Annotated in this window: 18 protein-coding genes and 1 tRNA gene; 6 read left to right on the top strand and 13 right to left on the bottom strand. The window is 38.1% G+C overall.

Annotation, left to right across the window (positions count from 1 at the left end):
* The first annotated feature begins 8 nt into the window (after positions 1-8).
* Positions 9-1,118, top strand: a complete 1,110-nt coding sequence (locus QBK89_RS03030) for a GerAB/ArcD/ProY family transporter (RefSeq protein WP_284139531.1) — start codon at positions 9-11, stop codon at positions 1,116-1,118.
* Between the two features lies 1 nt (position 1,119).
* Positions 1,120-2,253: a Ger(x)C family spore germination protein gene (locus QBK89_RS03035; protein WP_284139532.1), complete on the top strand. Its 1,134-nt coding sequence runs from the start codon at positions 1,120-1,122 to the stop codon at positions 2,251-2,253.
* Positions 2,254-2,319: 66 nt separating this feature from the next.
* Here the strand turns inward: QBK89_RS03035 and QBK89_RS03040 are convergent, their stop codons facing one another.
* The 4 genes from QBK89_RS03040 to QBK89_RS03055 form a co-directional block, all read right to left on the bottom strand.
* Complete coding sequence (locus tag QBK89_RS03040) at positions 2,320-3,528, bottom strand: quaternary amine ABC transporter ATP-binding protein (RefSeq protein ID WP_284139533.1); 1,209 nt, start codon at positions 3,526-3,528, stop codon at positions 2,320-2,322.
* Positions 3,528-4,385 (bottom strand): ABC transporter permease, encoded by an 858-nt coding sequence (locus QBK89_RS03045; RefSeq protein ID WP_284139534.1) that lies wholly within the window; start codon positions 4,383-4,385, stop codon positions 3,528-3,530. The genes QBK89_RS03040 and QBK89_RS03045 overlap by 1 nt, the downstream gene beginning before the upstream one ends.
* A gap of 91 nt (positions 4,386-4,476) precedes the next feature.
* Positions 4,477-5,475: an ABC transporter substrate-binding protein gene (locus QBK89_RS03050; protein WP_284139535.1), complete on the bottom strand. Its 999-nt coding sequence runs from the start codon at positions 5,473-5,475 to the stop codon at positions 4,477-4,479.
* A 453-nt stretch (positions 5,476-5,928) separates the two neighbouring features.
* Positions 5,929-7,008 carry an undecaprenyldiphospho-muramoylpentapeptide beta-N-acetylglucosaminyltransferase gene (locus QBK89_RS03055; protein ID WP_284139536.1) on the bottom strand — a complete coding sequence of 360 codons (1,080 nt, stop codon included), beginning with the start codon at positions 7,006-7,008 and terminating at the stop codon, positions 5,929-5,931.
* Positions 7,009-7,195: 187 nt separating this feature from the next.
* Between QBK89_RS03055 and QBK89_RS03060 the strand changes: the two genes are divergently transcribed.
* Positions 7,196-8,539 carry an MATE family efflux transporter gene (locus tag QBK89_RS03060; RefSeq protein WP_284139537.1) on the top strand — a complete coding sequence of 448 codons (1,344 nt, stop codon included), beginning with the start codon at positions 7,196-7,198 and terminating at the stop codon, positions 8,537-8,539.
* A 190-nt stretch (positions 8,540-8,729) separates the two neighbouring features.
* On the opposite strand, the gene QBK89_RS03065 is transcribed toward QBK89_RS03060, so the two are convergent.
* The 9 genes from QBK89_RS03065 to QBK89_RS03105 form a co-directional block, all read right to left on the bottom strand.
* The gene (locus QBK89_RS03065; protein ID WP_284139538.1) at positions 8,730-9,920 is read right to left on the bottom strand and encodes a NupC/NupG family nucleoside CNT transporter; all 1,191 of its coding nucleotides are present in this window, start codon (positions 9,918-9,920) and stop codon (positions 8,730-8,732) included.
* 234 nt (positions 9,921-10,154) lie between these two features.
* Positions 10,155-11,444 (bottom strand): NCS2 family permease, encoded by a 1,290-nt coding sequence (locus QBK89_RS03070; protein ID WP_284139539.1) that lies wholly within the window; start codon positions 11,442-11,444, stop codon positions 10,155-10,157.
* 197 nt (positions 11,445-11,641) lie between these two features.
* Positions 11,642-12,904 (bottom strand): 2-oxoglutarate dehydrogenase complex dihydrolipoyllysine-residue succinyltransferase, encoded by a 1,263-nt coding sequence (gene odhB / locus QBK89_RS03075; RefSeq protein ID WP_284139540.1) that lies wholly within the window; start codon positions 12,902-12,904, stop codon positions 11,642-11,644.
* On the bottom strand, positions 12,891-15,755 hold the full coding sequence (locus tag QBK89_RS03080; RefSeq protein WP_284139541.1) for a 2-oxoglutarate dehydrogenase E1 component: 2,865 nt from the start codon (positions 15,753-15,755) through the stop codon (positions 12,891-12,893). The genes odhB and QBK89_RS03080 overlap by 14 nt, the downstream gene beginning before the upstream one ends.
* A 548-nt stretch (positions 15,756-16,303) precedes the next feature.
* Entirely contained in the window at positions 16,304-16,777 is a 474-nt protein-coding gene (gene trmL / locus QBK89_RS03085; RefSeq protein WP_284139542.1) for a tRNA (uridine(34)/cytosine(34)/5-carboxymethylaminomethyluridine(34)-2'-O)-methyltransferase TrmL, read from the bottom strand.
* Between the two features lie 60 nt (positions 16,778-16,837).
* Positions 16,838-17,692: an amidase domain-containing protein gene (locus tag QBK89_RS03090; RefSeq protein WP_284139543.1), complete on the bottom strand. Its 855-nt coding sequence runs from the start codon at positions 17,690-17,692 to the stop codon at positions 16,838-16,840.
* 109 nt (positions 17,693-17,801) lie between these two features.
* Positions 17,802-18,950 carry a tRNA epoxyqueuosine(34) reductase QueG gene (gene queG / locus QBK89_RS03095; protein ID WP_284139544.1) on the bottom strand — a complete coding sequence of 383 codons (1,149 nt, stop codon included), beginning with the start codon at positions 18,948-18,950 and terminating at the stop codon, positions 17,802-17,804.
* Between the two features lie 61 nt (positions 18,951-19,011).
* Positions 19,012-20,703 carry an ABC-ATPase domain-containing protein gene (locus tag QBK89_RS03100; protein WP_284139545.1) on the bottom strand — a complete coding sequence of 564 codons (1,692 nt, stop codon included), beginning with the start codon at positions 20,701-20,703 and terminating at the stop codon, positions 19,012-19,014.
* Between the two features lie 175 nt (positions 20,704-20,878).
* Positions 20,879-20,952 (bottom strand) — tRNA-Gly (locus QBK89_RS03105).
* A gap of 551 nt (positions 20,953-21,503) precedes the next feature.
* On the opposite strand from QBK89_RS03105, the gene dat reads away from it, so the two are divergent.
* The 3 genes from dat (at position 21,504) to QBK89_RS03120 (ending at position 25,418) form a co-directional block, all read left to right on the top strand.
* A complete protein-coding gene (dat, locus tag QBK89_RS03110; protein WP_284139546.1) occupies positions 21,504-22,379 on the top strand; it encodes a D-amino-acid transaminase in 876 nt (291 codons plus the stop codon).
* Positions 22,380-22,678: 299 nt separating this feature from the next.
* Positions 22,679-24,682: a S9 family peptidase gene (locus QBK89_RS03115; protein ID WP_284139547.1), complete on the top strand. Its 2,004-nt coding sequence runs from the start codon at positions 22,679-22,681 to the stop codon at positions 24,680-24,682.
* 151 nt (positions 24,683-24,833) lie between these two features.
* Positions 24,834-25,418: a YdcF family protein gene (locus QBK89_RS03120; RefSeq protein ID WP_284139548.1), complete on the top strand. Its 585-nt coding sequence runs from the start codon at positions 24,834-24,836 to the stop codon at positions 25,416-25,418.
* Positions 25,419-25,454 lie beyond the last annotated feature (36 nt).

Genomic DNA, 25,454 nt, shown 5'->3' on the forward strand with positions numbered 1-25,454 from the left:
GTGATTCCATGGATATACAACTAAAAGTTAAAAAAAACATTCAATTTCGTGCCAGCTATTTATTTTTTATTCTTGCTTCTACACAAATCGGAGTAGGAATAATGGGTGCACCTCGCTATATCTTTCAATATGCAAAACAGGATTCTTGGATATCCATCCTTATTTCCTTTTTATTCATGATCGTTGTCATGTTTGCAATGCTTTATATATTAAGAAGTTACGGTAGTGCAGATATCTTTGGTATTCAGGTCGATCTATTCGGTTCCATTATTGGCAAAATTTTAGGAACGGTATATATTGTCTATTTTCTAATGGGATTAATGACCGTATTACTAACTTATATTGAAGCAGTACGCTTATTCCTTTATCCGACTCTTTCTCCCTTCGTAATCGCGTTCTTGTTACTTAGTCTCGCAATTTACGCAGTTTATGGAGGAATTCGAGTTACAGTCGGGGTTACATTTCTCTTCTTTTTGTTATCACAATGGGTTTTACTGCTTTTATATGACCCGGTTTCAAGGATGGAATGGGAACACTTCTTACCGATGTTTCAAACACCAACCTCTGAGCTTTTAAAAGGAGCAAAAGAAACTACCTTCACACTTTCTGGCTTCGAGATTGTTTTTTTACTTTATCCATTTGTTCATAATAAGGACCAGATAAAAAAACCAATCTTTTTCGGCATCTCATTTGCAGCTTTTATCTTGTTTATCCTAACAATCATTAGTATTGGGTATTATAGCTTAGAGGATCTTGAAAATATTGAATGGTCTGTTCTGACTTTATTTAAAGGCATTAAATACACTTTCATTGAGCGACTTGACTATGTTGTAGTCGTTGAATGGATGATGGTCATTATCCCTAATACAATTATGCTTTTATGGGGCATTACACATGGCATTAAACGATTGTATTCCATACCTAGTAAGCATTCAATCTTTTTTATCTCTGCCTTACTGTTACTTGCATCAAGCATTATAAAAGATGATGCGCATATTAGTAAACTTACGGGAACTGTCTCAGAGGCAGGATTTTGGATTGTTTTTATCTATCCGTTAGTTCTCGTACCAATTGTTTGGCTGAAAAGAAAGCATCAAAAGCAAAAAGGAAGTCGTTAACATGAGGTATCAATATATTTGTTTTATCCTTCTTTGCCTTTTATTTCTAACTGGGTGCCTGCAATCAAGACAGCTTGAAAAGATGGGGGTCATCACTGCAAAAGGTACGGATGCAAGTGAAAATGGAGACATTGAATTATCAATTGTATTATTTCAATTTGAAGCGCAATCCACCAACAATACAAAAATCGTTTCAGGAAAAGGAAAAACCATTCAAGGTGCAACTCAAAATGCGAACTATGAAACCAATTTCGAGCTTAGCTCTGAAAAGCTCCAATTAGAGCTGTTTGGCCGCGAAGCTGCTGAACGCGGAATTCATCGCTTCGTTGATACTCTAGCTCGTGAGGCAAATTCACCAAATACAATGTATTTATCGCTTAGCAACTCTACTGCGAAGGAGATCATGCTCATCCAAGAAAGTGGCATTGCAATGAATATTGGACAATATTTGCATGGGGTTATTGATAAAAACGCCCCAGATCATTTGTTTCCAAAGATACCACTTAGTACCTTTCTAACCTCACTTTATGATGTTGGTATCGACCCAATTTTACCAATGTTTGAGCTAGAAAACGGGATACCTAAAATTACCAAAATCGGTATTTTCAAAGAGGATAAACTTGTTGGAGAGAAATCCATTGAAGACCGGATATTATACAATTTAATGCATAAAAAAATCAAACAAGAAACACTCGTAGTGACATTACCTTTTTCTTCTTTTCAAAAAGATGTGCATCGAAAAATCACGCAGAACGAAGAAAACCTATCTACATCATTCAACATTCTTTCTGGAAGTAGCAAAACCAGGCTAAAAGATAAAAAGGATCTTTCTTTTCAAACAAATATAAAGCTTGAGCTTGAACTCAATGAAACTTCTCATGAGTTAAATTTCAAAGATGAACAAGTGATAAGAAAGCTGGAGCAAGCAGTAGAAAAGAAACTGGCTTCTAAGTATAAAAGTATCCTAGCAGATTTACAACAATTAAATGCAGATTCATTTGGCTATGGAAAAACCTATCGTATTCACCAAAAAGGAAAAAAGCTAACAAAGAAGGAGTGGCATAAATTATATCCAAAAATTAAGGTGGATTTTTCCGTCGATGCAAATATTATTTACCATGGTGAAATTGATTAAAAGAAGCGACTTTAAAGCAAATTCAAAAGAGGCTGGTTTCTACACCAACCTCTTAGTATTTTTACATCAGCCATGGTACTCGAGGCTTTCATTCACTTCCTCAGATACAAGTCCTGACAACACATGGACGCGTAAAATAAAGCCTACTAATTTATTTTCCTCATTTACAACGGCAAGTGGATATTTTGATTCTAACGCTTTTGGAATAATATCATTAATATATGCTTCTTTTTCTACAACCATAAAATCTTGGCATAAAATATCCTCAAGCGTTTTCTTATCCTTGATTCCCTTTACAGCATCATCAATTGTCACAATCCCTTTAACGTGTCGCTGCCGATCTACAACAAACACACTAGAAATCCCATTCTCCTTCATTTCTTTAATCGCTACATTGATCCCATCCTTCATGGAAACAAGTGCATTTGGCTTTATCATAATATGCTCTGCTTGAAACACCTTCGAGCGATCAATATCTTTAATGAATTCCGAAATGTATTGATTTGCCGGTTGTTCGATAATTTCTTCTGGTGTTCCTACTTGAACAACACGACCATCCTTCATAACAGCAACACGATCACCAAGCTTAAAGGCTTCGTTTACATCATGTGTAATAAAAATTATTGTTTTTTGCAAGCGCTCTTGAATATCGAGTAGCTCTAGCTGCATTTCTCTGCGAATTAACGGATCCAAGGCACTAAATGGCTCATCCATTAACAAAATATCTGGGTCATTCGCAAGTGCACGCGCTAAGCCTACGCGTTGCTGCATCCCACCTGATAATTCGTCAGGGTATTTATCTTCATATCCTTTCAATCCAACTATTTCAATATTTTTTAGGGCAATTTGCTGTCGTTCTTCTTTTGATACATTTTTTACTTCAAGCCCATACTCAACATTGCCTAAAATCGTTCGATGACTAAATAGTCCAAAATGCTGAAACACCATTGCAATTTTTTCCTGGCGCATTTTTTTCAGCTGCGATTTATTGGCAGAAACGATATCCACATCATCAATATAAATTGATCCATCTGTTGGCTTATTTAAAAGGTTAAAGCAACGAATGAGTGTGGATTTCCCACTACCAGACAGCCCCATAATAACAAAAACTTCCCCTTTTTTAATATCTAGGGATACGTCATATACGCCAACCGTATGATCTGTTTCGGTTAATATCTCATCCTTTGTTTTACCTTGTTTAATGAGTGGAATAATGGATTTTGGCTTAGGTCCAAATATTTTCGACACATGCTCAAGCCTTACTTTTGTTGACATTATGCCACCTCCTTATGCTTTTGAAGCTTTCCAGCAATCCCATTTGTAATACGGTCAATGATAATAGCTAAAAAGACAATACTAATTCCAGCTTCAAAGCCCAAGGCAATATCTATCCGATTAATGGATATTAACACTTGCTCTCCAAGCCCTTTTGCCCCAACCATTGAAGCAATAACAACCATCGCAAGAGCCATCATTGTCGTTTGGTTGACTCCTGCCATTATCGTTGGCATTGCTTGTGGCAGTTGGACTTTTCTCAGCATCTGCGTTTTAGAAGAACCGAAGGATAATGCCGATTCAATCACTTCTTTATCTACATTTCGTATTGCTAGTTCTGTTAAACGAATAACTGGTGGCAATGCATAAATTAATGTTGCAAAAATCGCCGATACATTTCCAAGTCCAAAAAAGAATATAGCAGGAATTAAATAAACAAAGCTTGGCATCGTCTGCATCGCATCTAATAAGGGACGCATCACATTTGAAAATCCTTTGCTAAAGGCCATCCAAACACCAAGTGGTATTCCCAATACCAAACAAATCATTACAGCAGCAAGTATAATGGCTATCGTTGTCATCATATCTTCCCATAATCCAAACGATCCGATTAAAAATATGAAAAAGGCATAAAGCACGCCGGAAAAAACAGATTTAAAATACCAACCGAGTAAAAATATAATCAAAATAAACGACCACCACGGTAACCATGTTAAAAAGTCGTCAATTCCATTAATAGACCTTGAAGAAACAAAATAAATAAAATCAAAAAAACCTTCTAGCGTGCTGTCCAAAAATGTGACAAAACGATCCACATAATCTCCTAAATGCATTTCAATTTCTGGAAAACTCCCCATAGACCGACTGCATGATGCAGCCTTCTCACCTCTCTTTATTTATCAAAATGGAAGGCAGCTAACCGCATTGGCCGATTAGCTGCCTTCTGCCTTAATTTAGAGCATCTTTTACTTTCTCAGCAACTTCATCAGATACCCAAGCTGTCCATATATCTTCATATTCCTTCATCCACCATGCAGCAGCCTCTTCTGCCGACGCATCGTTTGCTTCCATATAATTTAATGCATCCTCTGTAAGCTCACTGCTTGTTTCATAGTTTTTTAAAAAGTCTACAACTTCAGGTGCTTGATTAGGCATATCTTTATGAACTGCTACAACAACATCATTTGGTGGAAATGCAGTTCCTTTCGTTTTCTCCCATGTTTCAGGATCAAACTCCGGCTCCTCTAAAAGCGTTAAATCATACTTAGCTGTTACCCATGTTGGTGACCAATAATAGCCTACCCACGCTTTACCAGATTCATAGGCAGAAACTAAATCAGCAACAGCCGCAGAATCGGATCCGGGGATGAAATTATTCATTGTTTCATCTAATCCATATGTTTCAAATTTTTGTGTGATTGATTTTTCAACCGCCCAGCCACTTGGACCATTTATAATTCGTCCACGACCAGGATCTTCTGGATCTTCAAATACTTCAGGATACTTTTTCAAATCCTCTACCGTACGTAAATCAGGAGCCATTGGTTCAATGCCTCTTTCTTCATCTCCCTCAATCACATAGGTTGGAACATATAATCCTTGGTTATTATCATCAAAATTGACAGACAGCTTTTCGATATCCCCTGCGTCAATCGCTTCTTCATATACTTCTTTTATATTGTCTGTCCATACTTCCATATAAACATTAATATCCCCTTCGCGAAGCCCTTGAACGGTTGCAGCAGTAGAACCAGATGTAACGTCTGTTTTATACCCTAATCCTTCTTCCACAATCATTTGTGCAATACTATTATGCACACGAATACTATCCCATCCAGCATCGGCAAAAACAATTTTGTCAATTTTTCCATCACTAGCCGAATCAGAGCTACATGCTGACAGCACAGTTAATAATGTTATAAGTAATAATAATCCAATCTTTTTCATTCTTTTTCTCCTTTTTACTGAATTTTATATGTTGGCAGCAGTATGTATTCCTATTTCGCATTAGTATTTTGAATAATCAAAAAACTTCACACCCAATTATCTTTTGAACGACTTTTATTTCAATCGTTTACTTATTTCCCATTATGAATAGAAATAATTGAAGAAAGGAGGAATAGTTCGTAGAAAGTAAATCTTTATGGTGCCAACATATTAAGATTACCGAACTTGCTCGTCTAACACAAATTGAATATTGACCGATTTTTCTTGAAAATTCATTGTTATTCGGCATTATCTTCATATAACCTACTCTATTGCCAATATGACCAATAATACGCAGTATTACATGCATATATAAGCGTTTTTTACTGATTTTTCTGTTAAACAAGAAGCATTTAAGCTGTTCTTATAAAAAATCGAGTATAAAATCGATTTGATTTCATACTCGATAGCACTTTATTTCTTTTTAGCATAGGTTTTAATTATAGAAACAACCTTATCACGCGCTTGCTCACTTTTATATGCTTTCATTTTATCTTGTATCAAAGGGCCTTGCTTCTTCAAGGTTAATAATTCTTTTACCAAGCGTTCATTCGTTAAATCTGCTTCTTCAAGTACATTGGCATATCCTTTATCAGAAAAGGATTTAGCATTAATAATTTGATCTCCCCTACTCGCTTCCTTTGACAACGGAATGAGTAGCATCGGAATTCGTAAGGCAAGAAATTCATAAATCGCATTCGCTCCAGCACGTGAAAGCACGAAATCTGTTGCTGCAAAAATATCTGTTAATTCATCGCCTACATATTCAAATTGCTTGTAGCCTGACAGCTCGATCTGTTCATCCGTTTTTCCATAGCCGCAAATATGAATAATTTGGAAGCTATCTAGCAAGGAGTCCAAGCTATCCCTTAACGCACTGTTTATACGTTCAGAGCCACCGCTTCCTCCCATGACTAACAGCACTGGCTTTTCATTTGTAAATCCACATAGGGCTAATCCTTTTGCTCGGTTCCCTTGGAATAACTCTTCTCGAATTACAGCACCAACGTATTCTGCCTTCTCCTTTGGCAAGTATTCTAATGTTTCAGAGAAGGTTGCTAGCACTTTTTTGGCGAAGGGAATCGATAGTTTATTCGCAAGGCCAGGGGTAAAATCTGATTCATGGATAACAGCTGGCACACCGCGTAGCTTCGCTGCCAAAATAACAGGAACAGAAACAAATCCACCTTTTGAGAAAACGATGGATGGGTTTCTTTTTCCAATGATACGCCATGCTTGACCAACTCCTTTTAGCACTTTAAAAGGATCCTTTATATTTTCTAACGACATGTATCTTCTTAATTTCCCAGTAGAAATTGGAAAGTATGTCACATTGTCCAACTGCTCAATTAACTTTCGTTCAATTCCTTGATGTGATCCTATGTAATCTATTTCCCATCCTTCTCGCTGGAATACTGGAATTAATGCTAAGTTCACGATGACATGACCAGCAGTACCACCACCAGTAAAAAGAATTCGTTTCTTTTTCTCCATAAATAATTCCTCTCTTTCGCTAAATACATTAAAACAGTATAATATACAGATATGGATAAATCCCGATTAGAGAAACATCCGCTATTTCTATAGCTAATTTTTTTGCCTAAATATGTATTTTCAAAAAAAATTACATGCTTTCTCTTCTTTATCCTATTCGAAAATCAGTTAAAAAGGAAGCGTTTATATGCACGAAACAGGCACGTTAAAAGAAAAATTAAAGCTATTTTCATATATTTTATTTCCTATACTTATTACCCAAGTAAGTATGTATTTAATGAACGTCTTCGATACAATCATGTCTGGGCAAGCAGGAGCTGTCGATCTTGCAGGCGTAGCAATTGGTTCTAGCCTTTGGGTTCCTATATTTACAGGTGTTAACGGAATTCTCTTGGCCATAACTCCTATTATAGCGCATTTAATAGGGGCGAAGGCAACCGATAAAGTAGCAGGAAAAGTACAACAAGCAATGTATTTATCCATTGCACTAGCTATCATCGTTCTCATTGTTATCGCATTTGCACTTGATCCAATTTTAGAAGCTATGGATTTAGAATCTGGTGTTCAGCATACCGCAAAATATTATTTATTAACATTAGTAACAGGTATTGTCCCGTTATTTATTTTTAATACACTTCGCTGTTATATCGATGCATTAGGACAAACAAGAATATCAATGGTAATCATTTTAATTTCGTTACCACTTAATCTTGTATTTAATTATATTTTTATTTTCGGTAAGCTTGGACTTCCGGCATATGGAGGAATTGGCGCAGGAATTGCCACCGCTCTAACGTATTGGCTCGTATGCTTCCTTGCCATTTGGATCGTATATTCCGTTCGTCCTTTCCAGAACGATCATATCTTTTCTAATTGGACAAAGCCTACTATAAAAGCATGGATAGAACAATTAAAAATTGGGGTACCGATTGGCTTTGCTATTTTCTTTGAAACAAGTATTTTCTCAGCGGTTACATTGCTCATGAGCGTATATAGCACTTACACAATTGCTGCGCATCAGGCGGCGATAAATTTTGCTTCGCTTCTATACATGATTCCTTTAAGTGTTGGGATGGCCTTAACAATTGCTGTTGGTTTTGAAGTAGGCGCAAAACGATATAATCATGCGAAAACCTATAGCTATATCGGTATTAGTGGCGGTTTATTTATCGCATTATTTGCTGGACTCATCTTATATCTATTCAATGATGTAGTAGCGAGTCTTTATAACTCAAATCCAGAGGTAGTAGCATTAACGAAACAGTTTATCTTTTATGCAATCTTTTTCCAGCTTGCTGATGCGTTTGGAGCACCGATACAAGGAGCGCTTCGTGGTTATAAGGATGTCAACATAACATTGATGATGGCGCTTATTTCCTACTGGTTCATTGGCTTACCAAGTGGCTGGCTGTTAGCAAATTATACTGCTCTTGAACCATTCGGATATTGGGTAGGAATCATTATTGGACTTAGTGTGGGCGCTGTTACTTTACTCTTTCGCTTATTTCATTTACAAAAGAAGCATGTATAGAATAATTCGAGTTTCTCGAATTCCGAATAAAAGCTTCGCAGTTTAAAAATAGGATCGCTTTCCCTGGGCACAAATGCGACATATCGCACCCAGAAAAAGCGATCCTTCTTTTTCAAAGCCTATCCTATACGCAAAGACTCAACGATTTCATTCAGATTCTTTTTATAAACGTTTCGTCCATGCTTTTCTTTTAAAGAAAAAGCCCAGCAATAGTTGCAGATAATATTGATGCAAGTGTTGCACCAACTAGTAGCTTCAATCCAAAGCCAGAAACCTCAATTGCCTTCTTACTATCGATAGCTTGTACAGTACCTGCAATAATTCCAATTGATGAGAAGTTAGCAAAGCTCGTTAGGAATACAGACACAATCCCTACTGTTTTTTCTGACATGCCACCAAGAATTTTTTGGAATTCAAGCATAGCAACAAATTCATTTGTCACAATTTTTGTTCCCATGATTCCGCCTGCCTGAATTACTTCACTTGGAGAAATTCCCATCAGTACACCAATTGGGGCTAATACATACCCTAAAATTGTTTGAAGCGTTACACCTGAAAAAGCAAATTGGATTATCCAATTTATAAGCTCCAACGAGGCAATAAAGGCAACAAGCATTGCGCCAACAATTAATGCAATTTTACCACCGTCTAATGCACCATTACTCATCGCTTCAAAAATACTCTTTGCCCCAGATACGTCCTTAATGTCCACACGGTCTTCTTCTTTTGGAACACGGACAGGAGCAATGACCGATGCAACGATAAGTGCACTAAACATATTCAATGGCAATGCGACCAACACAAATTGCGGAGGCAATATTTGTAAATATGCACCAACTATTGATGCTGATACAGAGCCCATCGCTGACGCACTAACAATGTATAGCCGATTTTTATTTAAATGATGAAATTGCGTTTTAATCGCAATTAATGCTTCTGACTGTCCAAAGAAAATACTATTCACCGCATTAAAGGATTCCACTTTAGGCAAACCGGTAATTTTAGAAATTAAACTTCCCAGATACTTGATAATAAGTGGTAAGATTTTCAAGTAAGTCAGTACAGATAAAATGGTGGAGAAAAAGATAATAAGCAATAAAACGTCAAAAAAGAAAATACTGTTACTTTCCGTTCGAGCAACTCCACCTACGATAAAGTCTACCCCTGTTGTTCCAAACTCGATAAGCTTATTAAACACTGCGGAAACACCATTAATAATTGTCTTTCCAATTTCGGTTGAAAACATGAACCACGTTGTTAATAGTTGTGCAACCAGCATAATTCCGATGCCTGTTAAATTAATATTTCGCTTCTCATTCGACATCAAATAAGCTAGTCCGAGGACAACAATTATTGCTGTTATCCCAAGAAGAATATCCACGGATGTAGCCTCCTTATTATTTTTTACTCTGCAAATGCTTACAAACACAATTTTTACTATAACAGGTTGTCAGACGTCATGCAATTGAAAAATACCTACCAAGTTTTACATGCATTTAGCTTTCCCAATTTAAATTCTTTTTACTTTAAACTTAAAACCAAGTACCCAACTTTTTATTATTTCAAACAAAAAACAGCCCTGAGCTTATCAGGACTGCTTGATATCAATTACCAATTAGTGGGCAGGGAAAAAGATCATCTGCAATAAAAAGATTACGCCAAAAATATATATAATCCAATGTACGTCTTTCCCCTTACCACTGACAAGCTTTAGTAAAGGATACGTAATAAAGCCAATTGCTATACCTGTTGAGATACTTGATGTTAAAGGCATAGTCAGAATAATCGCAAATGCCGGGAATGCTTCATCAAAGGATTTCCAATTAATTCTTGCTAATCCCTCCATCATAAAACAACCAACAATGATTAACACGGGTGCTGTAATCGCCGATAGATTAGAAATAGCACTAATAACTGGGGTAAAGAATATCGATACAATAAATAAGACTGCTACAACGAGTGCCGTTAGTCCCGTTCTTCCACCTGCTGCTACACCTGAAGTGGATTCTACATATGCAGTGGATGGACTTGTTCCAAACATAGAACCAACCGTGGTTGCCGTTGCATCGGCGAATAAAGCTGCTTTTGCTCGAGGTAAATTGCCATCCTTCATCAAACCAGCCTGTTCGGCAACTCCTATAATCGTTCCAGTAGTATCAAAAATCGTTACAAGTAAAAATGCAAATACGACTGTGTAAAGTCCATTACTAAAAACACCAGCAATATCCAAGTCAAAAAATACAGGTAATGGTGGCATAGAAGTTACTTTTTCAAATTGAAGCTGTTCTGTAAAGAAAGCTATCAATCCTGTCGCAAGCATTCCTAAAAATAACGCCCCTTTTATTTGTCGGGCCATCAGAACTAAGGTAATAAATAACCCCGCTAATGCCAACAAGGTATGTGGCTGATGCAGATCACCAAAACCAACCATATTTGCCTCATTTGGCACAACAATACCTGACATCTTCAAACCTAGAAAAGCAATGAATAATCCAATTCCAGAGGTGATTCCAAACTTCAAGGATGCTGGTATTGCACGTATTAATGTTTCACGAAGCTGAGTAAAGCTTAAAATAATAAATAAAAGTCCAGCTAAAAAAACGGTACCAAATACTACCTGGTAGGATAAACCCTGTGAAGCAACGACACTTGCGAAATAGGCATTTAATCCCATTCCAGGCGCAATCGCGATAGGATAATTCGCAGCGAATGCCATTATCAACGTCCCTGTTACAGCAGAGATTATTGTTGCCATGAATACTTGTTCAAATGGAACACCAGCTGAGGTGAGAATCGCAGGATTAACGATAACGATATAAACCATTGTTAAAAATGTGGTAAGTCCCGCAACCATTTCCGTTCGGATATTTGTGTTGTTTTGTTTTAATTTAAAAAAGTCATTCACTTTTATCACCTATTTCCGTATGTTTAAACCAACATATTATATAATATTCGTTTTTAGGGCATTTTTCAATAGGTGAAGCTAAATTTCGAAAAAAGAAATACTTACCAATAACATGAGATAAAATAGGAGTAATATTCTATAAGAATAAAAAAATCGCGCTATTCCAACGAACAGCACGATTTTTCTTATTCTTTCGATTAACCTTCTAATAATAAATCATAAGGATCTTCAAGTAATTGTTTTACACGTACTAAGAATTGAACAGCTTCTTTTCCGTCAACAATACGGTGATCATATGAAAGAGCAAGGTACATCATTGGTCTGACCTCGATCGAATCATCTGGCATGACAACCGCACGTTTTTGAATATTGTGCATTCCCAATATTCCTACCTGAGGTGCATTTAGAATTGGCGTAGATAGCATGGAACCAAATGTTCCTCCATTGGTAATCGTAAACGTACCACCTTGCAAGTCACTCAAGCCTAGTTTTTTGTCACGAGCCTTTGTTCCAAGCTCTTTAATTTCACGTTCGACACCAGCGAAATCCAACCGATCTGCATCACGAACTACTGGAACAACTAAGCCTTCATCTGTGGAAACAGCGATTCCAATATCATAGAACTTCTTAAGAACTAATTCATTGCCTTGTATTTCCGCATTTAATAGAGGGAAGTCCTTTAATGCTCCTACTACCGCTTTTGTGAAAAATGACATAAAGCCTAGCTTTACACCATGTTTGTTCATGAATTTTTCTTTACGCTCATTGCGAAGCTGCATCACATTTGTTAAGTCAACTTCGTTAAAAGTTGTAAGCATCGCAGCTGTTTGCTGTGCTTCAACGAGGCGATTCGCAATCGTCATGCGGCGACGAGACATTTTTACACGCTCAACAGGCTTGTCGAAAGTGGTTTTCTCTGCTGCTTCCGCCTTTGGAGCTGCTTGCTTTGAAGCTTTGTTATCGGTTTGCTTTGCAGCTGCTTCTACATCCTCGGGACGTATACGACCTAGAGGGTCGCGGGATGGCACATTACGCAAATCGATATTTAATTCACGTGCGCGTTTCCGAGCTGCTGGAGAAGCGATAACATCGAGTTTATTGCCTGCTTCCTTTTCCTCTTCCTTCACAGGAGCTTGCTCTTTCGGCGCTTCCTTTGTAGTTGCTTCTTTTTCTTTTGCTGCTTCCGCTGGCGCTTCCTTTACTGGTGCCGTTTCTCCAGCAACGCCGTTTTCATCAATTTTCGCGATGATGTCCCCAACCTGAACATCTTCCCCTTCGCTAGCAATAATTTCTGTAATCACACCTTCATAATCCGAGTTTACTTCTACATTGACTTTGTCTGTTTCCAATTCAACAATTGGATCCCCTTTTGCTACCTTATCTCCTTTTTTAACTAACCATTCCGCAATGGTACCCTCTGTGATCGATTCTGCAAGTTCTGGTATCTTAATTTCTTTCACTGGAATCTCCTCCTATTGTCGGATTAATCGCTTGTTGTATTACTTGACGTTGCTCCATCTTATGAACATTTGGTTCCCCAACAGCTGGTGATGAACGATCTGGACGGCCAATATAACGTAACTGTTGACCTTCCTTCAACAAATCTCTTAGATAATCATCAACAAAATTCCAAGCCCCCATGTTCTTTGGTTCTTCTTGTACCCAAACAATTTCTGCAAGGTTTGGAAGCTCACGAATTACCTTTTCTAATGCTTTCCTAGGGAATGGATAAATTTGCTCTAGTCGTAACACGCGTAACCAATCATACTTTTCATTTGATGCTTCAAGTACTTCTTCAATATCAACCATTACCTTTCCTGAACCAATCAAGAGACGTTTCGCATGCTTGTTGCTTACTTTAAGGTTAGGTTGATTACGTAATGGAAGGAAATTACCTTCCGAAAATTCTTCTGGACTAGAAGCAACTCGTTGATTACGTAATAAGCTTTTCGGTGTCATCAATACTAATGGTCGGGCCTCTTCTCTTCCGCGCATTGCCGCTTGACGACGAATGAGATGGAAGAACTGTGCTGAAGAGGTTACATTTGCGACAATCCAATTGTTTTCAGCTGCTAGCTGTAAGAATCGCTCGAGTCTTGCACTAGAATGCTCTGGACCTTGCCCTTCATAGCCATGTGGAAGAAGCATTACCATGTTGGATTTATCTCCCCACTTTGCACGCGCTGCAGCAATAAATTGGTCAAAGATGACTTGGGCAGCATTCGCAAAATCACCAAATTGTGCTTCCCAAATTACTAATGTTTTAGGAGAATGCACACTATATCCATATTCAAAACCTAAAACCCCAGCCTCAGACAGAGGGCTATTTCGAATATCAAACGATGCTTTCACACCCGTCAATCCATGTAATGGACAATAGGACTCACGTTTTTCTACATCATGTAATACAAGATGACGATGCGCAAATGTACCACGTTCTGCATCCTGTCCTGTAATCCGAATCGGGATACCATCGTGTAAAATAGAAGCATACGTTAATGCCTCTCCTGCACCCCAGTCTGCTTTATTTCCTTTATCCAAAACATTTTCTCTACGCTTTAATATTTTTTCCAGCTTTTTAAATCCATTAAAGCCTTCTGGTCGCTTCAGTAAATCCTTATTTAAAGCTTTTAATGTAGCGAGCGGTACCGCTGTTTCAAATTGATCTAAGCCATTTTTAAGCACCTCTGGCATTACACGCATTTCTGCTTTTTTAACATCATCTTCTTTCATCCCATTATAAATGGAACGCAATTGCGCTTCTCTTTCTTCAAGCATCTTTCCATACGCATCCTTTAAAACAATGCCTTTATCTACTAAATTCAATGCAAATACATTTCCAGCAGTTGGATGCTCGTCTATATCCTTGTACAGCTGTGGCTGTGTCGCTCTTGGCTCATCCATCTCATTATGGCCATAACGACGGTAACCTACTAAATCTATTAAAAAGTCTTTGTTAAACGTTTGACGGTAATCATACGCAAGTTTTACTGCAGACACACATGCAACAGGATCATCTGCATTTACATGAATAATTGGAATTTCAAATCCTTTTGCCAGATCACTTGCATAACGCGTGGAGCGTCCATCCTCCTGATCTGTTGTATACCCAACAAGGTTATTCGCAATAATATGCAGCGTTCCACCTGTTGAATACCCTTTTAATCCACATAAGTTTAATGTTTCAGCTACAACACCTTCACCTATAAAAGCGGCATCGCCATGAATTAAGACAGGGACAGCTTTTTGGTAATCTTGTTTCGGATAGCCTGCTTCAGATCGTTCATCTTGTGCTGCACGAGCAAATCCTTCCACTACTGGATTAACAAATTCAAGATGAGAAGGATTATGAGCTAATGTAACGCGGGTTGTGCTTTCGTCTCCGCCTTTTACTTCTTTCACTGCTCCAAAATGATATTTCACATCTCCAGTCCAGCCATAATTGATTCCTGTTGAACCTTCTGATGGAATCAGCTCCTTGTTAGGAGAATGATGAAACTCGGAGAAAATTTTATCAATTGGCTTGCCTAACACATGGGCCAGCACACTTAAACGTCCACGATGCGCCATTCCCATCATAATATTTTCAATATTATCCTCTGATGCATATTTCACGATATGATCAAGCATCGGTACCATTGATTCTAAACCTTCAATGGAAAAACGCTTTTGACCGACAAAGGTTTTCTGCAAAAAGGCTTCAAATCCTTCTACATTCGCTAACCTTTCGAGCAACTGCTTTTTCTCTTCATCTGATAAAGACAGCCGCGCATTTCCAGTCTCAATTCGATCCAATAACCAAGTACGTTCTTCATCATTATTCACGTGATCATACTCATAGGTAATTGTTCCAGTGTAATATTTTTTTAATTCTTTTACTACATCCAACCCATTTGTAACATGGCTTGGTGCCTTTTCCCATATCCAGGAAGCCGGAATTTGTCGTAAATCGCTGTCCGAAAGCCCATATGAACTTGGATCGACAAGCTTCGATTTTCGATTTTTCTTAAGACCTACTGGGTAAATATCAGCCTCTAGATTTCCGAAACGACGAATAGCCTCAACAAGTTTCATTGCTGAGGTTAACTTCTTTACATCATTTACGGACGGACCTTTCGTTTCCCCTTTAATAGATACTTCTCCACGATACAACCAATCGGGAGCCCCATATTGATCAAACACCTCTTTGAGTGAAGGATCAACTGCTTCTGGATCCTCCTTATACAACTCAAATTGTTCCTCAACATACCCTACGTTTGGGCCATGAAATTCTCCCCAGAATCTTTCAATAGATTCTTCCGTCTGTGTCACGTCTAATACCCCCATCAGAAGTTAACTTTCTCCGTTTTAAAAATGACATTTAAATCGTCTTATGAAACGGCTGTTCACACTCAAGTTCCATTATAGAATTCGAGCACGACTTCATCAACTAATATACCCTATTTTAATAGGGGAAACAATAATTCCTGCATCGTTTATTGAAAAGATTTTATGATCGCAATAAACACTTTACATGAAATAGGATTTTTGTTGCTAACAGCCAAAGTATGAAGCGTTTTTTTTATTCATTACACAAGAATCGTGTTCAAAATTTGCTGAAAGGTTCACATTGATGTATTTTTTTTGTATAATAGGAAAAGAATATCGGAAAGCAATGTGATTCTACATACCTTTTCATTTATCCGTAAAGGGGGATATGGAAATGAAACTCGCACTGATTATTGGAGTGACTATCGTATTTATCACTGCTTGCTTTACATCAGGATATGAAGCAAAGCCTGGTGTACCAAAAAATAACCAATAAAAAATAGCAGGCACCTATTGATGCCTGCTATTTTTTATGGCTTATAATAGAATGATTAAGTTAAGCTAGGGAAGCCTTGCTGCCGTAATGCCTCATAAATAATAATCGCAGCCGTATTCGACAAATTAAGCGAGCGTACCTTATCTGTCATATGAATGCGTAGGACATTTTCTTCTTTTCCTTCTAAAAGTCGCTGCGGAATTCCATCTGTTTCTCTTCCAAAGACAAAGAAGATATCGTGATCTGTATTGCTGAAATCAAAATCCGTATAATGCTTTTCTCCAAAGTTTTCAATATAATAAAATACACCTTGTGGAAATTTAGTGTATACCTCTTCTAACGAATCATGCTCTTGTATATCCACATGCTTCCAATAATCTAACCCTGCTCGACGCAGCATTTTATCATCCGTTGAAAATCCAAGTGGATGCACAAGATGCAGCGTAGTATCTGTTGCTAAACAAGTTCTCGCAATATTTCCGGTGTTTGCAGGTATTTCTGGTTGATATAATACAATGTGTAAACTCACCATTCATTCTCCTTGCTGTATATCTAGTACTTTTCTCATTACAATGTTCTTATTATAGCACTATTCGCCAATTCTAAAAAACTTGTATTTAATATTCGGTGTCCAAGCTGCCGAATCTTCATAAGCCCAATAACGTTGTCGACTATTATTCGTATGCGCATTCACAAGTGGCATGCCATTCGCATCCTTTGCAACGACAATCGTATTATGTTCCCACTGATCATCACCTTGAAAATCATAGCAAATTACATCACCAGGTATTAATTCTTCCGGCCGATCAACTGCTGTTCCTTTTAAACCTTTTTTGGCACCACTTAAATACCATCTTAATGAATGTGCCACCGCCCAGCTATAACTCCAGCTATTATTGTTGTACCACCATCCTGTCCCTCGGTTGGGTGCTCCCCACATTGGTGCTCCTCCTGCAGCTAAGCATTGCGAAACATAGTTCGTACAATCAACATCAAAACTCCGATATTCTGGGTTATAGCTATTCCACCAACGCTCCGCATATTGTACTGCAGCAAGTCTATTATAAGCAAAACGTGACTGTTCATCTTTATCTGAACGCAATAGTTTCTCTGCATTTAAATCAACTTTAGCCGTTTGTTTCCTATCCTCTGTTATTTCCATATGATGCAGCAATGCACCATCTTCTAAAATCGCACGGTATGGTGTGATTTGCTCTTCCAGGTAAAAAAAATCTCCTTGTTTAATCAAATAAACAACATGAAAAAGATAAGAAATATCTTCTCGTTTTTTTTGTTTCACCGTATGAAAGACTTGCCCGCTTCCTCGGATTCTTACAATTCGGGCCTCTCGCTTCTCGAATAGTTTCTGCTTCTTCTCCCACCATTCCATCCGTGTCTCGTTATTCGCAAACATATCAAGCCATATTTGTTTGATTTGTTCCATTAAAAATCCCCTCCATAATTCTACTATATGGAGAGGGGACAGTATTCCATGCAACTATTTTCATACCAATTCAATTAAAAAATGCTTTATTATTTGCACCCTGCTTAAATTAATTACTTCCTATATGCTGCGTTTTAAACTCCAGTCCTTTTTCCATTTCGAACAGCACGGCATCTTCTGTTTCTTTTTCCATTGCAGTCTGAATCGCTTGAAATGCGCGCTCAGTTCCGATCTTACCTAGTGTCCATGCTGCAGTACCACGAATCACTGGTCGAGGATCTTTTTCCATTAATTGAATTAAATCTTCGATGGCTGTTTCATCCTTAAAGTGAGCAAGCGCGATGATTGCATTTCGTTGGAGCGGTTTCTTTCCTCTCCACGAGCCAGAAATATGACCAAACCTTTCTTTAAACGCTTTATTCGATATTGTCAGCATTGGTTTTAGCTTTGGTTTTGCGATCTCCGGCTCAGGCTCAAATTCCTTGTGCACATGCATATCGATCTGCTTATTACGTGGACAAACTTGCTGACATGTATCACAGCCATAAATTCGATTTCCAATCTCCACACGAAATTCATCCGGTAAAAAGTCTTTTGTTTGTGTTAAATATGCAATACAACGTTGCGCATTTAACTGACCACCTTGAACGAGCGCACCGGTTGGACAAGCGTCGATACATTTCCGACAGTCACCACAGCTATCTTCTATTGGCTGATCTGGTGGAAAAGGAAGATTCGTGATCATTTCTCCTAAATAAACAAAAGATCCGAATTCAGGTGTAATAATAGAACAGTTTTTTCCATTAAATCCAATACCAGCACGCTCAGCAACGGCACGATCAGAGAGTTCTCCAGTATCAACCATGAGCTTTGTTTGTACTTCTGGAACCTTCTCGTGGATAAAGGCTGCCAGTTTTTCTAGGCGATCTTTTAAGACAATGTGATAATCCACACCCCAGGATGCTCGGCAAAAAATTCCTCTTCGATCTGCTTTTGTCCCTTTAGGAGCATTTTTGATGCGCGACGGATATGCCATTGCAATTGCAATGATGGACTGTGCTTCTGGCAATAACCGCTGCGGCTCTGTTCTTTCCTCAATTGTTCCTTTCTCAAATCCAGATTGGAAGCCAAGCTCTTGCTGTCTTCGCAAGCGTTCTTTCAGCTCACCGAATACATCAGCGGTCGTGAATCCAATTTTATCAATCCCAAGCTCTTTGCTATAGGCGATAATATCTTCTTTTAATTGATCGATATCCACTTGAGAACCCTCCTTTCTTATGCCAAGTATGATTATTTATTGGTTAGTTCTTTTCCTAGCTTTAGATGACAAGAGCAGTTCGCATGCGATTGAACACAGCTGCAATCTCATGTCGACGAGGACGTGCGAGGTCACCAGGATGCTTATTTCCATATACCGTAAAAGATGCCAAACCGTTTTCATCTAGTTGCTTTTCAATTCTATCTAGTAGGTTAGCAAGAGATTGATTAAGTTCATTCGTGCGATCCAAATAACTAATGATTTCTGCAATCATTCTTGTTTGGGAACGATCAACAATTTGCTCTACTCCTGAAAACTCGATAAAGCCTGTTCCCATTAATATACTGTGTAATCCTTTCGCTTGAATCTTTGAACGCTTTCCTTTTCGCGTTTGCAACGATGACTGTGAAAAATGCCGACTGGCAATTCTTCCAAATTTCTCATCCGCTTGCTCCTCACGTTGTAGTGGGTAGGTATTGATTATTTCCTTTACATTTGCCGTAGCATCATATGGAATATATTCATCCATCAAAACGACATGATCCGCTACTGCAAAATAATCCCCAGAGCCACCCATAACAAGTATCGTAGAAACACCTAGCTCTTGTAACTGTTTTATTTTATCGATAAACGGAGTTATTGGCTCTTTTTCTCTCGCTACAAGCTGCTGCATCCGAAAGTCACGAATCATAAAGTTTGTTGCACTCGTGTCTTCATCAAATAATAATGTCGTTGCTCCAGCCTCTAGAGCTTCTATTACACTCGCAGCCTGAGAAGTACTTCCACTCGCATTTAACGTAGAAAAATGCTCCGTGTCTTGTTTCCCTGGTAAGTTATTAATAAATGGCGAGATATCTACGTTCGATATTTGTCTGCCATCCTCAGCTCGTATTTTCACTGCATTCGGATCCGTTAAAACAAATTCTCTTCCATCACCTTGCACATGATTGTAAACCCCGCGTTCCATTGCTTTGAGTATCGTGCTTTTTCCATGATAGCCTCCCCCAACGATCAGTGTAATGCCTTGTGGGATGGCCATACCCGTAATTTTTTCCTCCTGATGCGGAATTGAAAAAGATACTTCGCTTTCTTGCGGACTTTGAAATGGCACTCCCGATTTTAACGGTCGACTACTAATTCCGCTTTCACGTGGAAGCATCGAGCCATTTGCTATAAAGGCAACCCAATTATGCTGGCGCATTTCATTGCGAATTGCTTCCTGCTGATCTGCAAGCTGCATAGCTTCTGTTAATTGTTGATCCGTTATCGTAAAAAAGGAGCTTTGCAAAATTTCAGGAATAGCATCGCCAAACAGTTTACGTGCTTCTTTTCCGTTTATTCTTCGACCATTTGCTGGTAAACTAACTGAAAAACAGATGGTGGTTTTAGCAGGCATGAGCTGTACTGAGGTCCGTTCGATTACCTCCTGCCCAGGCGTATCAAAGAAAATGGCACCACTCTTACCTGATCCTTTTCCAGAATAAGCCATGCTTGTAACTGCCCGCCCAACACTTCTAGCAATGGCGTCTTCAACAGCTATTTTTCTAGACTTGGTTTGTAGCCATTCTTCTTTAATATGTCGTTGAATAGTTGAAATAACGATACGAATTTTAGAAGGAGTTGCAAATGGATCACCTTGAACATGATCAATCCATAGCTCATAGTTTGAAAAGCGATAGCTTCCTTGCATGCTTTTATACGCTTTGTAGCCTTTGCCATCTAACTGTTGTAGCTTATTCCATAATTCTTTCAATCCGCTCACCTCGTTTGTTACATTGTAGACTTAGCATACTATGTGAAAATCGCGTAATTCAAGTAAAGGAATTACAAATATCTAAAGTTTATATAAACATCTATAAAAAAGGGGAAAATTAAAAACGCAACGCCCCGTAAGTTTTGTTACAGAACACTGCGTTAAGACATATGTATGGAGCGGGTGAAGGGAATCGAACCCTCGACATCAGCTTGGAAGGCTGAGGTTTTACCACTAAACTACACCCGCATTGATTATATAGGCTTTGAAATTGTATTTTGAATCCCGCACTTACATGTCCCTGCATCTGCTTGCCTACTCAGTGATGGGTATGCTTCGGGACAACTCGTCGCTTACTCGGCGGAAGATTTGCTCGTGGCTGAGGTTTTACCACTAAACTACACCCGCATTGGTTAGATAAGCTTTAAAATTATATTGGAATCCCGCAAATACATGTCCCTGCATCTACTTGCCTACTCAGTGATGTGAATGCTTCGGGACAACTCGTCGTTTATTCAGCGGAAGATTTGCTCGTGGCTGAGGTTTTACCACTAAACTACACCCGCATTGGTTTTTAATTTGTTTTTTAACGACAAAATTTATTATAGCAAAATAAATTTCATATTTCAATAGGATTTCCGCATTTTTTTACAAACTTCTACACTTATTCAAATTACCCATAAAAACAAAATGAACATGCAAAATTATAAAGAATACGATAAATTAAAGGCATGCATCATATTTACAATCTCTATAGATAGGTATAGAATAGATTTAAAATTCTTGAGGGGGCGAAAAGCTTGTCCGTACATCCAGTTATTTTAACTCAATCTAAATTTCTCCACCGTGATAGTTTAAAGTTTCCTTTCGAGGAACGAGGACTGCAATTCGGTGATGGAATATATGAGGTAATCCGAATTTATGCAGGAAAATATTATTTATTAGAAGAGCATGTAGACAGACTGTTCCGTTCCATTGAAGCGATAAAAATTAAACTTCCGCTTACAAAGAAGGAATTAACAGAACAATTACTTGAGTTATTAGAAAAAAATAGTATGGACGGAGATGGGAAAGTCTATTTACAGGTAACCCGTGGCTCTGCTCCACGAGATCATGTATTCCCTGAAAATGTCGATGCGAATATTTACGCTTATGTGCAAGACTTACCACGTAACCTTGCTAAGCTCGAAAACGGTGTATCCGTCATTACACTACAAGATATTCGTTGGGATTACTGCTTTATTAAAAGCCTGAACCTATTACCAAACGTACTGGCTAAGCAAGAAGCAAAAGAAAACGGCTGTTATGAAGCAATCCTTCATAAGAATGGTCTAGTTACAGAAGGTAGCTCCTCCAATGTTTATCTTGTAAAGGATGGAACCATTTATACCCATCCTGCCACTAAAAATATCTTACATGGCTGTGTAAGAATGGCTGTAGAACGTTTTACGAAAGAACTAGATATTCCACTTATTGAAGAAGCATTTACACTTGAAGATATCGCGGATGCAGACGAATTATTTTTAACAAGTAGTACATCAGAAGTACTTCCGATTATAAAAGTTAATCAGGATTTCGTTCAGGACGGAAAGCCTGGAAAGATTACTCGCCTTTTACAGCAAGCTTATGAAAAAGATGCAAATCTTACAAAACAAACCGTTTCTGCACACAATTAAGAAATAAACGGCTAATCTAGAACTAGCATATTGAATGTCCCCCAAAAGTTAGCGATAAGAAGCTTTCTTTTGGGGGTTTATTATACCTATTCATTGTAAAACCAGCGATAAGAAGAAGGAATATTACGATTCCTAACGAAATAATTATAATAAATACAAGTAAAAACAAGCACATCGGGGCGTGTTAGAGGCTAAAACATTTGATAGGACAAACTGGTCAAACATTCACAACTATTGCTTCATCACTTGAAATCAGTTAAACGCTTCGCATTAATTCTTAATAATTGGAGGGAATTCAGATGATAGAATCAAAACGTGCTATCCAAGCGGAAGATTTAACAAAAATAGAGGTATATAGTGATCCTCAATTTTTACCTAGTGGGAATGGCTTTTTATATGTGTCCACAACAATAAACGATGAACAGGAATATGAAGCACAAATTTATTCCCAAGCATTAAAAAAAACCGTCAAAAAACAGTGGACATTCACAAGCAATAAAAATATACATCCACGTATTTCCCCAGATGGAACAAAAATCGTTTATCAATCTAATAAAAGCGGTATTCCTCAGCTTTGGTTACTTTCAATAGATGGAGGAGAAGCACAACAAATCACAACCTTTAAAAATGGTGCGGTTAACCCAGAATGGTCAAAGGATGGAAGGTATATTATATTCACGGCTAGCTTGGATAAAGATGACGATGTTCAGCAACAGAAAGAGCAATCAGAAGAAGAACGAAAACAGGAAAAAGAAGAAACTTCCAAAAAACCACTGCTTATTAAGCGATTACGTTATAAATCGGACGCACAAGGTTTTCATGATGAAAAAAGAAGTCAAATCGTTTTATATGATATAGATACAAAGGCTTTTATCCAATTAACGACTGCGGATGCAGATCATACCTATCAAGATATTTCTCCAGATGGAAAGCATATTCTGTTTACCGCTAACCTGAATTCGGAAGCAGATTATGAATTAACGAATGACCTTTATATTGTGAATGTAGAATCAAAAAAGGTTAATAAATTAACCGATGGAAATGGCTCTTACTTTCAGGCGCGCTTTTCTCCTAGTGGAACAAAGATTGCTTGCTTTGGACACGAACAAGCATATGCTGGTGCAACGCAAAGTGAACTATATATTTTTGATAGACAATCTGGAAATCGTCTAACATTAAGCGAGCATTGGGACATGCAGCTTGGCGACTTAATGATTGGCGATACACGTCTTGGTGACTCAGAAACAGGACCAATCTGGTCAACCGATGAAAAGCAACTCTATTTTATTGCAACATATTATGGGGCAACTGGTCTTTACCAAACGAACCTTCAAGGTGAAATAAATGTACTTTATAACGAGAACAATCACGTATTTGGATTTTCATACCATGAAGAAAGTGAAGGGTTTATTCTAGGTGTTAGTACGCCAACTGACCCGTGTAACTTTTATTATTTATCAAAGGAAAAGCAACTAAAACAAATTACGGATGCGAATAAACTTCTTCTAAAGGAAGTGGCATTAAGTGAGCCAGAAGCTATGACGATCACTGCAAAGGACGGGTGGGAAATTCAAGGCTGGCTGCTGCGACCATACGGATTCCAAGCAGAAAAGAAATATCCATTCGTTCTAGAAATTCATGGGGGCCCACACGCAATGTACGGTCAAACCTTCTTTCATGAACTCCAGCTACTAGCTGCCAAGGGCTATGTGGTTCTTTATACAAACCCACGCGGAAGTCATGGCTATGGCCAAAAATTCGTCGATGCCTGTCGTGCCGATTACGGTGGAAAAGACTACACGGATCTGATGAGTGCAGTTGATTATGTACTTGAGAAATATTCCTTTATTGATAAAGAGCGTCTTGGGGTAACAGGCGGTAGCTATGGTGGCTTTATGACCAACTGGATTGTTGGACATACAAATCGGTTCAAGGCTGCCGTTACACAGCGATCAATCAGTAACTGGCTTAGCTTCTACGGTGTTAGTGATATTGGTTTCTTTTTCACGAAATGGGAGCTAGGACATAATTTATTAGACGATCCAAAAAAGCTATGGGAGTTTTCTCCTTTAAAGTACGCGGAAAATGTTGAGACACCGTTGTTAATTCTTCATGGCGAGTTAGACTTTCGTTGTCCAATTGAGCAAGGGGAACAATTGTTTATTACACTAAAGCATTTAAAAAAGGAAGTAGAATTTGTTCGTTTTCCAGGTGCGAATCATGAGCTTAGTCGCAGTGGTAAACCGGCATTAAGAATAGAACGATTACAGCACATTTGCCGTTGGTTTGAAACCTACCTTTAAGCAAAATATAACAACAGGAAAGGCAGCATTTTTGCCTCCTGTTGTTTATTTAAAACTAAGAGACTTAAAACCTCACTAACCATTGAAATACTACTTATTCGTTCGAGATGGCATAAAGCTAAAATAAAAATCAGATTAGGATCGGCTGGCGATGAAAACAATGGGAGCTTTGATAAAGAAAATGACAATTATAATTATTATTGTAGGAATTGCGCTGCTTCTTTTTTGTTTATATGCACACGTCCAAATCAAAAAAACTGCCAATAGAACTACGCCACAAGATATGCCCTATATCATTGTGTTAGGAGCGAAGGTGAATGGCGATGAAATGTCATTAAGCCTTTTGTATCGTGCAAAAAAAGCACTAACCTATTTACAGGATAACCCACAAACGAAGGTCATTGCATCTGGTGGGCAAGGAGCTGGTGAGGACATTAGTGAAGCAGCAGCTTTAAAGCAATATTTTATTGAAAAAGGAATTGATGAAGAACGTATATTAGTAGAGGATCAATCTACATCCACATATGAAAATCTAGCATTTGTAAAGGAATTATATGGGATAGAAGAAGCTGTTATTACGAGTAATGACTTTCATCTATATCGCGCAATTGAAAACGCAAAGGATGTTGGCATAAAAGGCTATCCATTAGCAGCAAAAACGCCGAATATTGTTAAGTGGAAGCTATATATACGTGAATATGCGGCCATTTTAAAACTAAAGCTAACCGGTGATTAAACGTTTACTAGAATACATTAAGAAGAGACTGTGACA

Origin of the sequence: Virgibacillus sp. LDC-1 (assembly GCF_030137545.1) — a bacterium.
Classification (GTDB): Bacteria; Bacillota; Bacilli; order Bacillales; family Amphibacillaceae; genus LDC-1.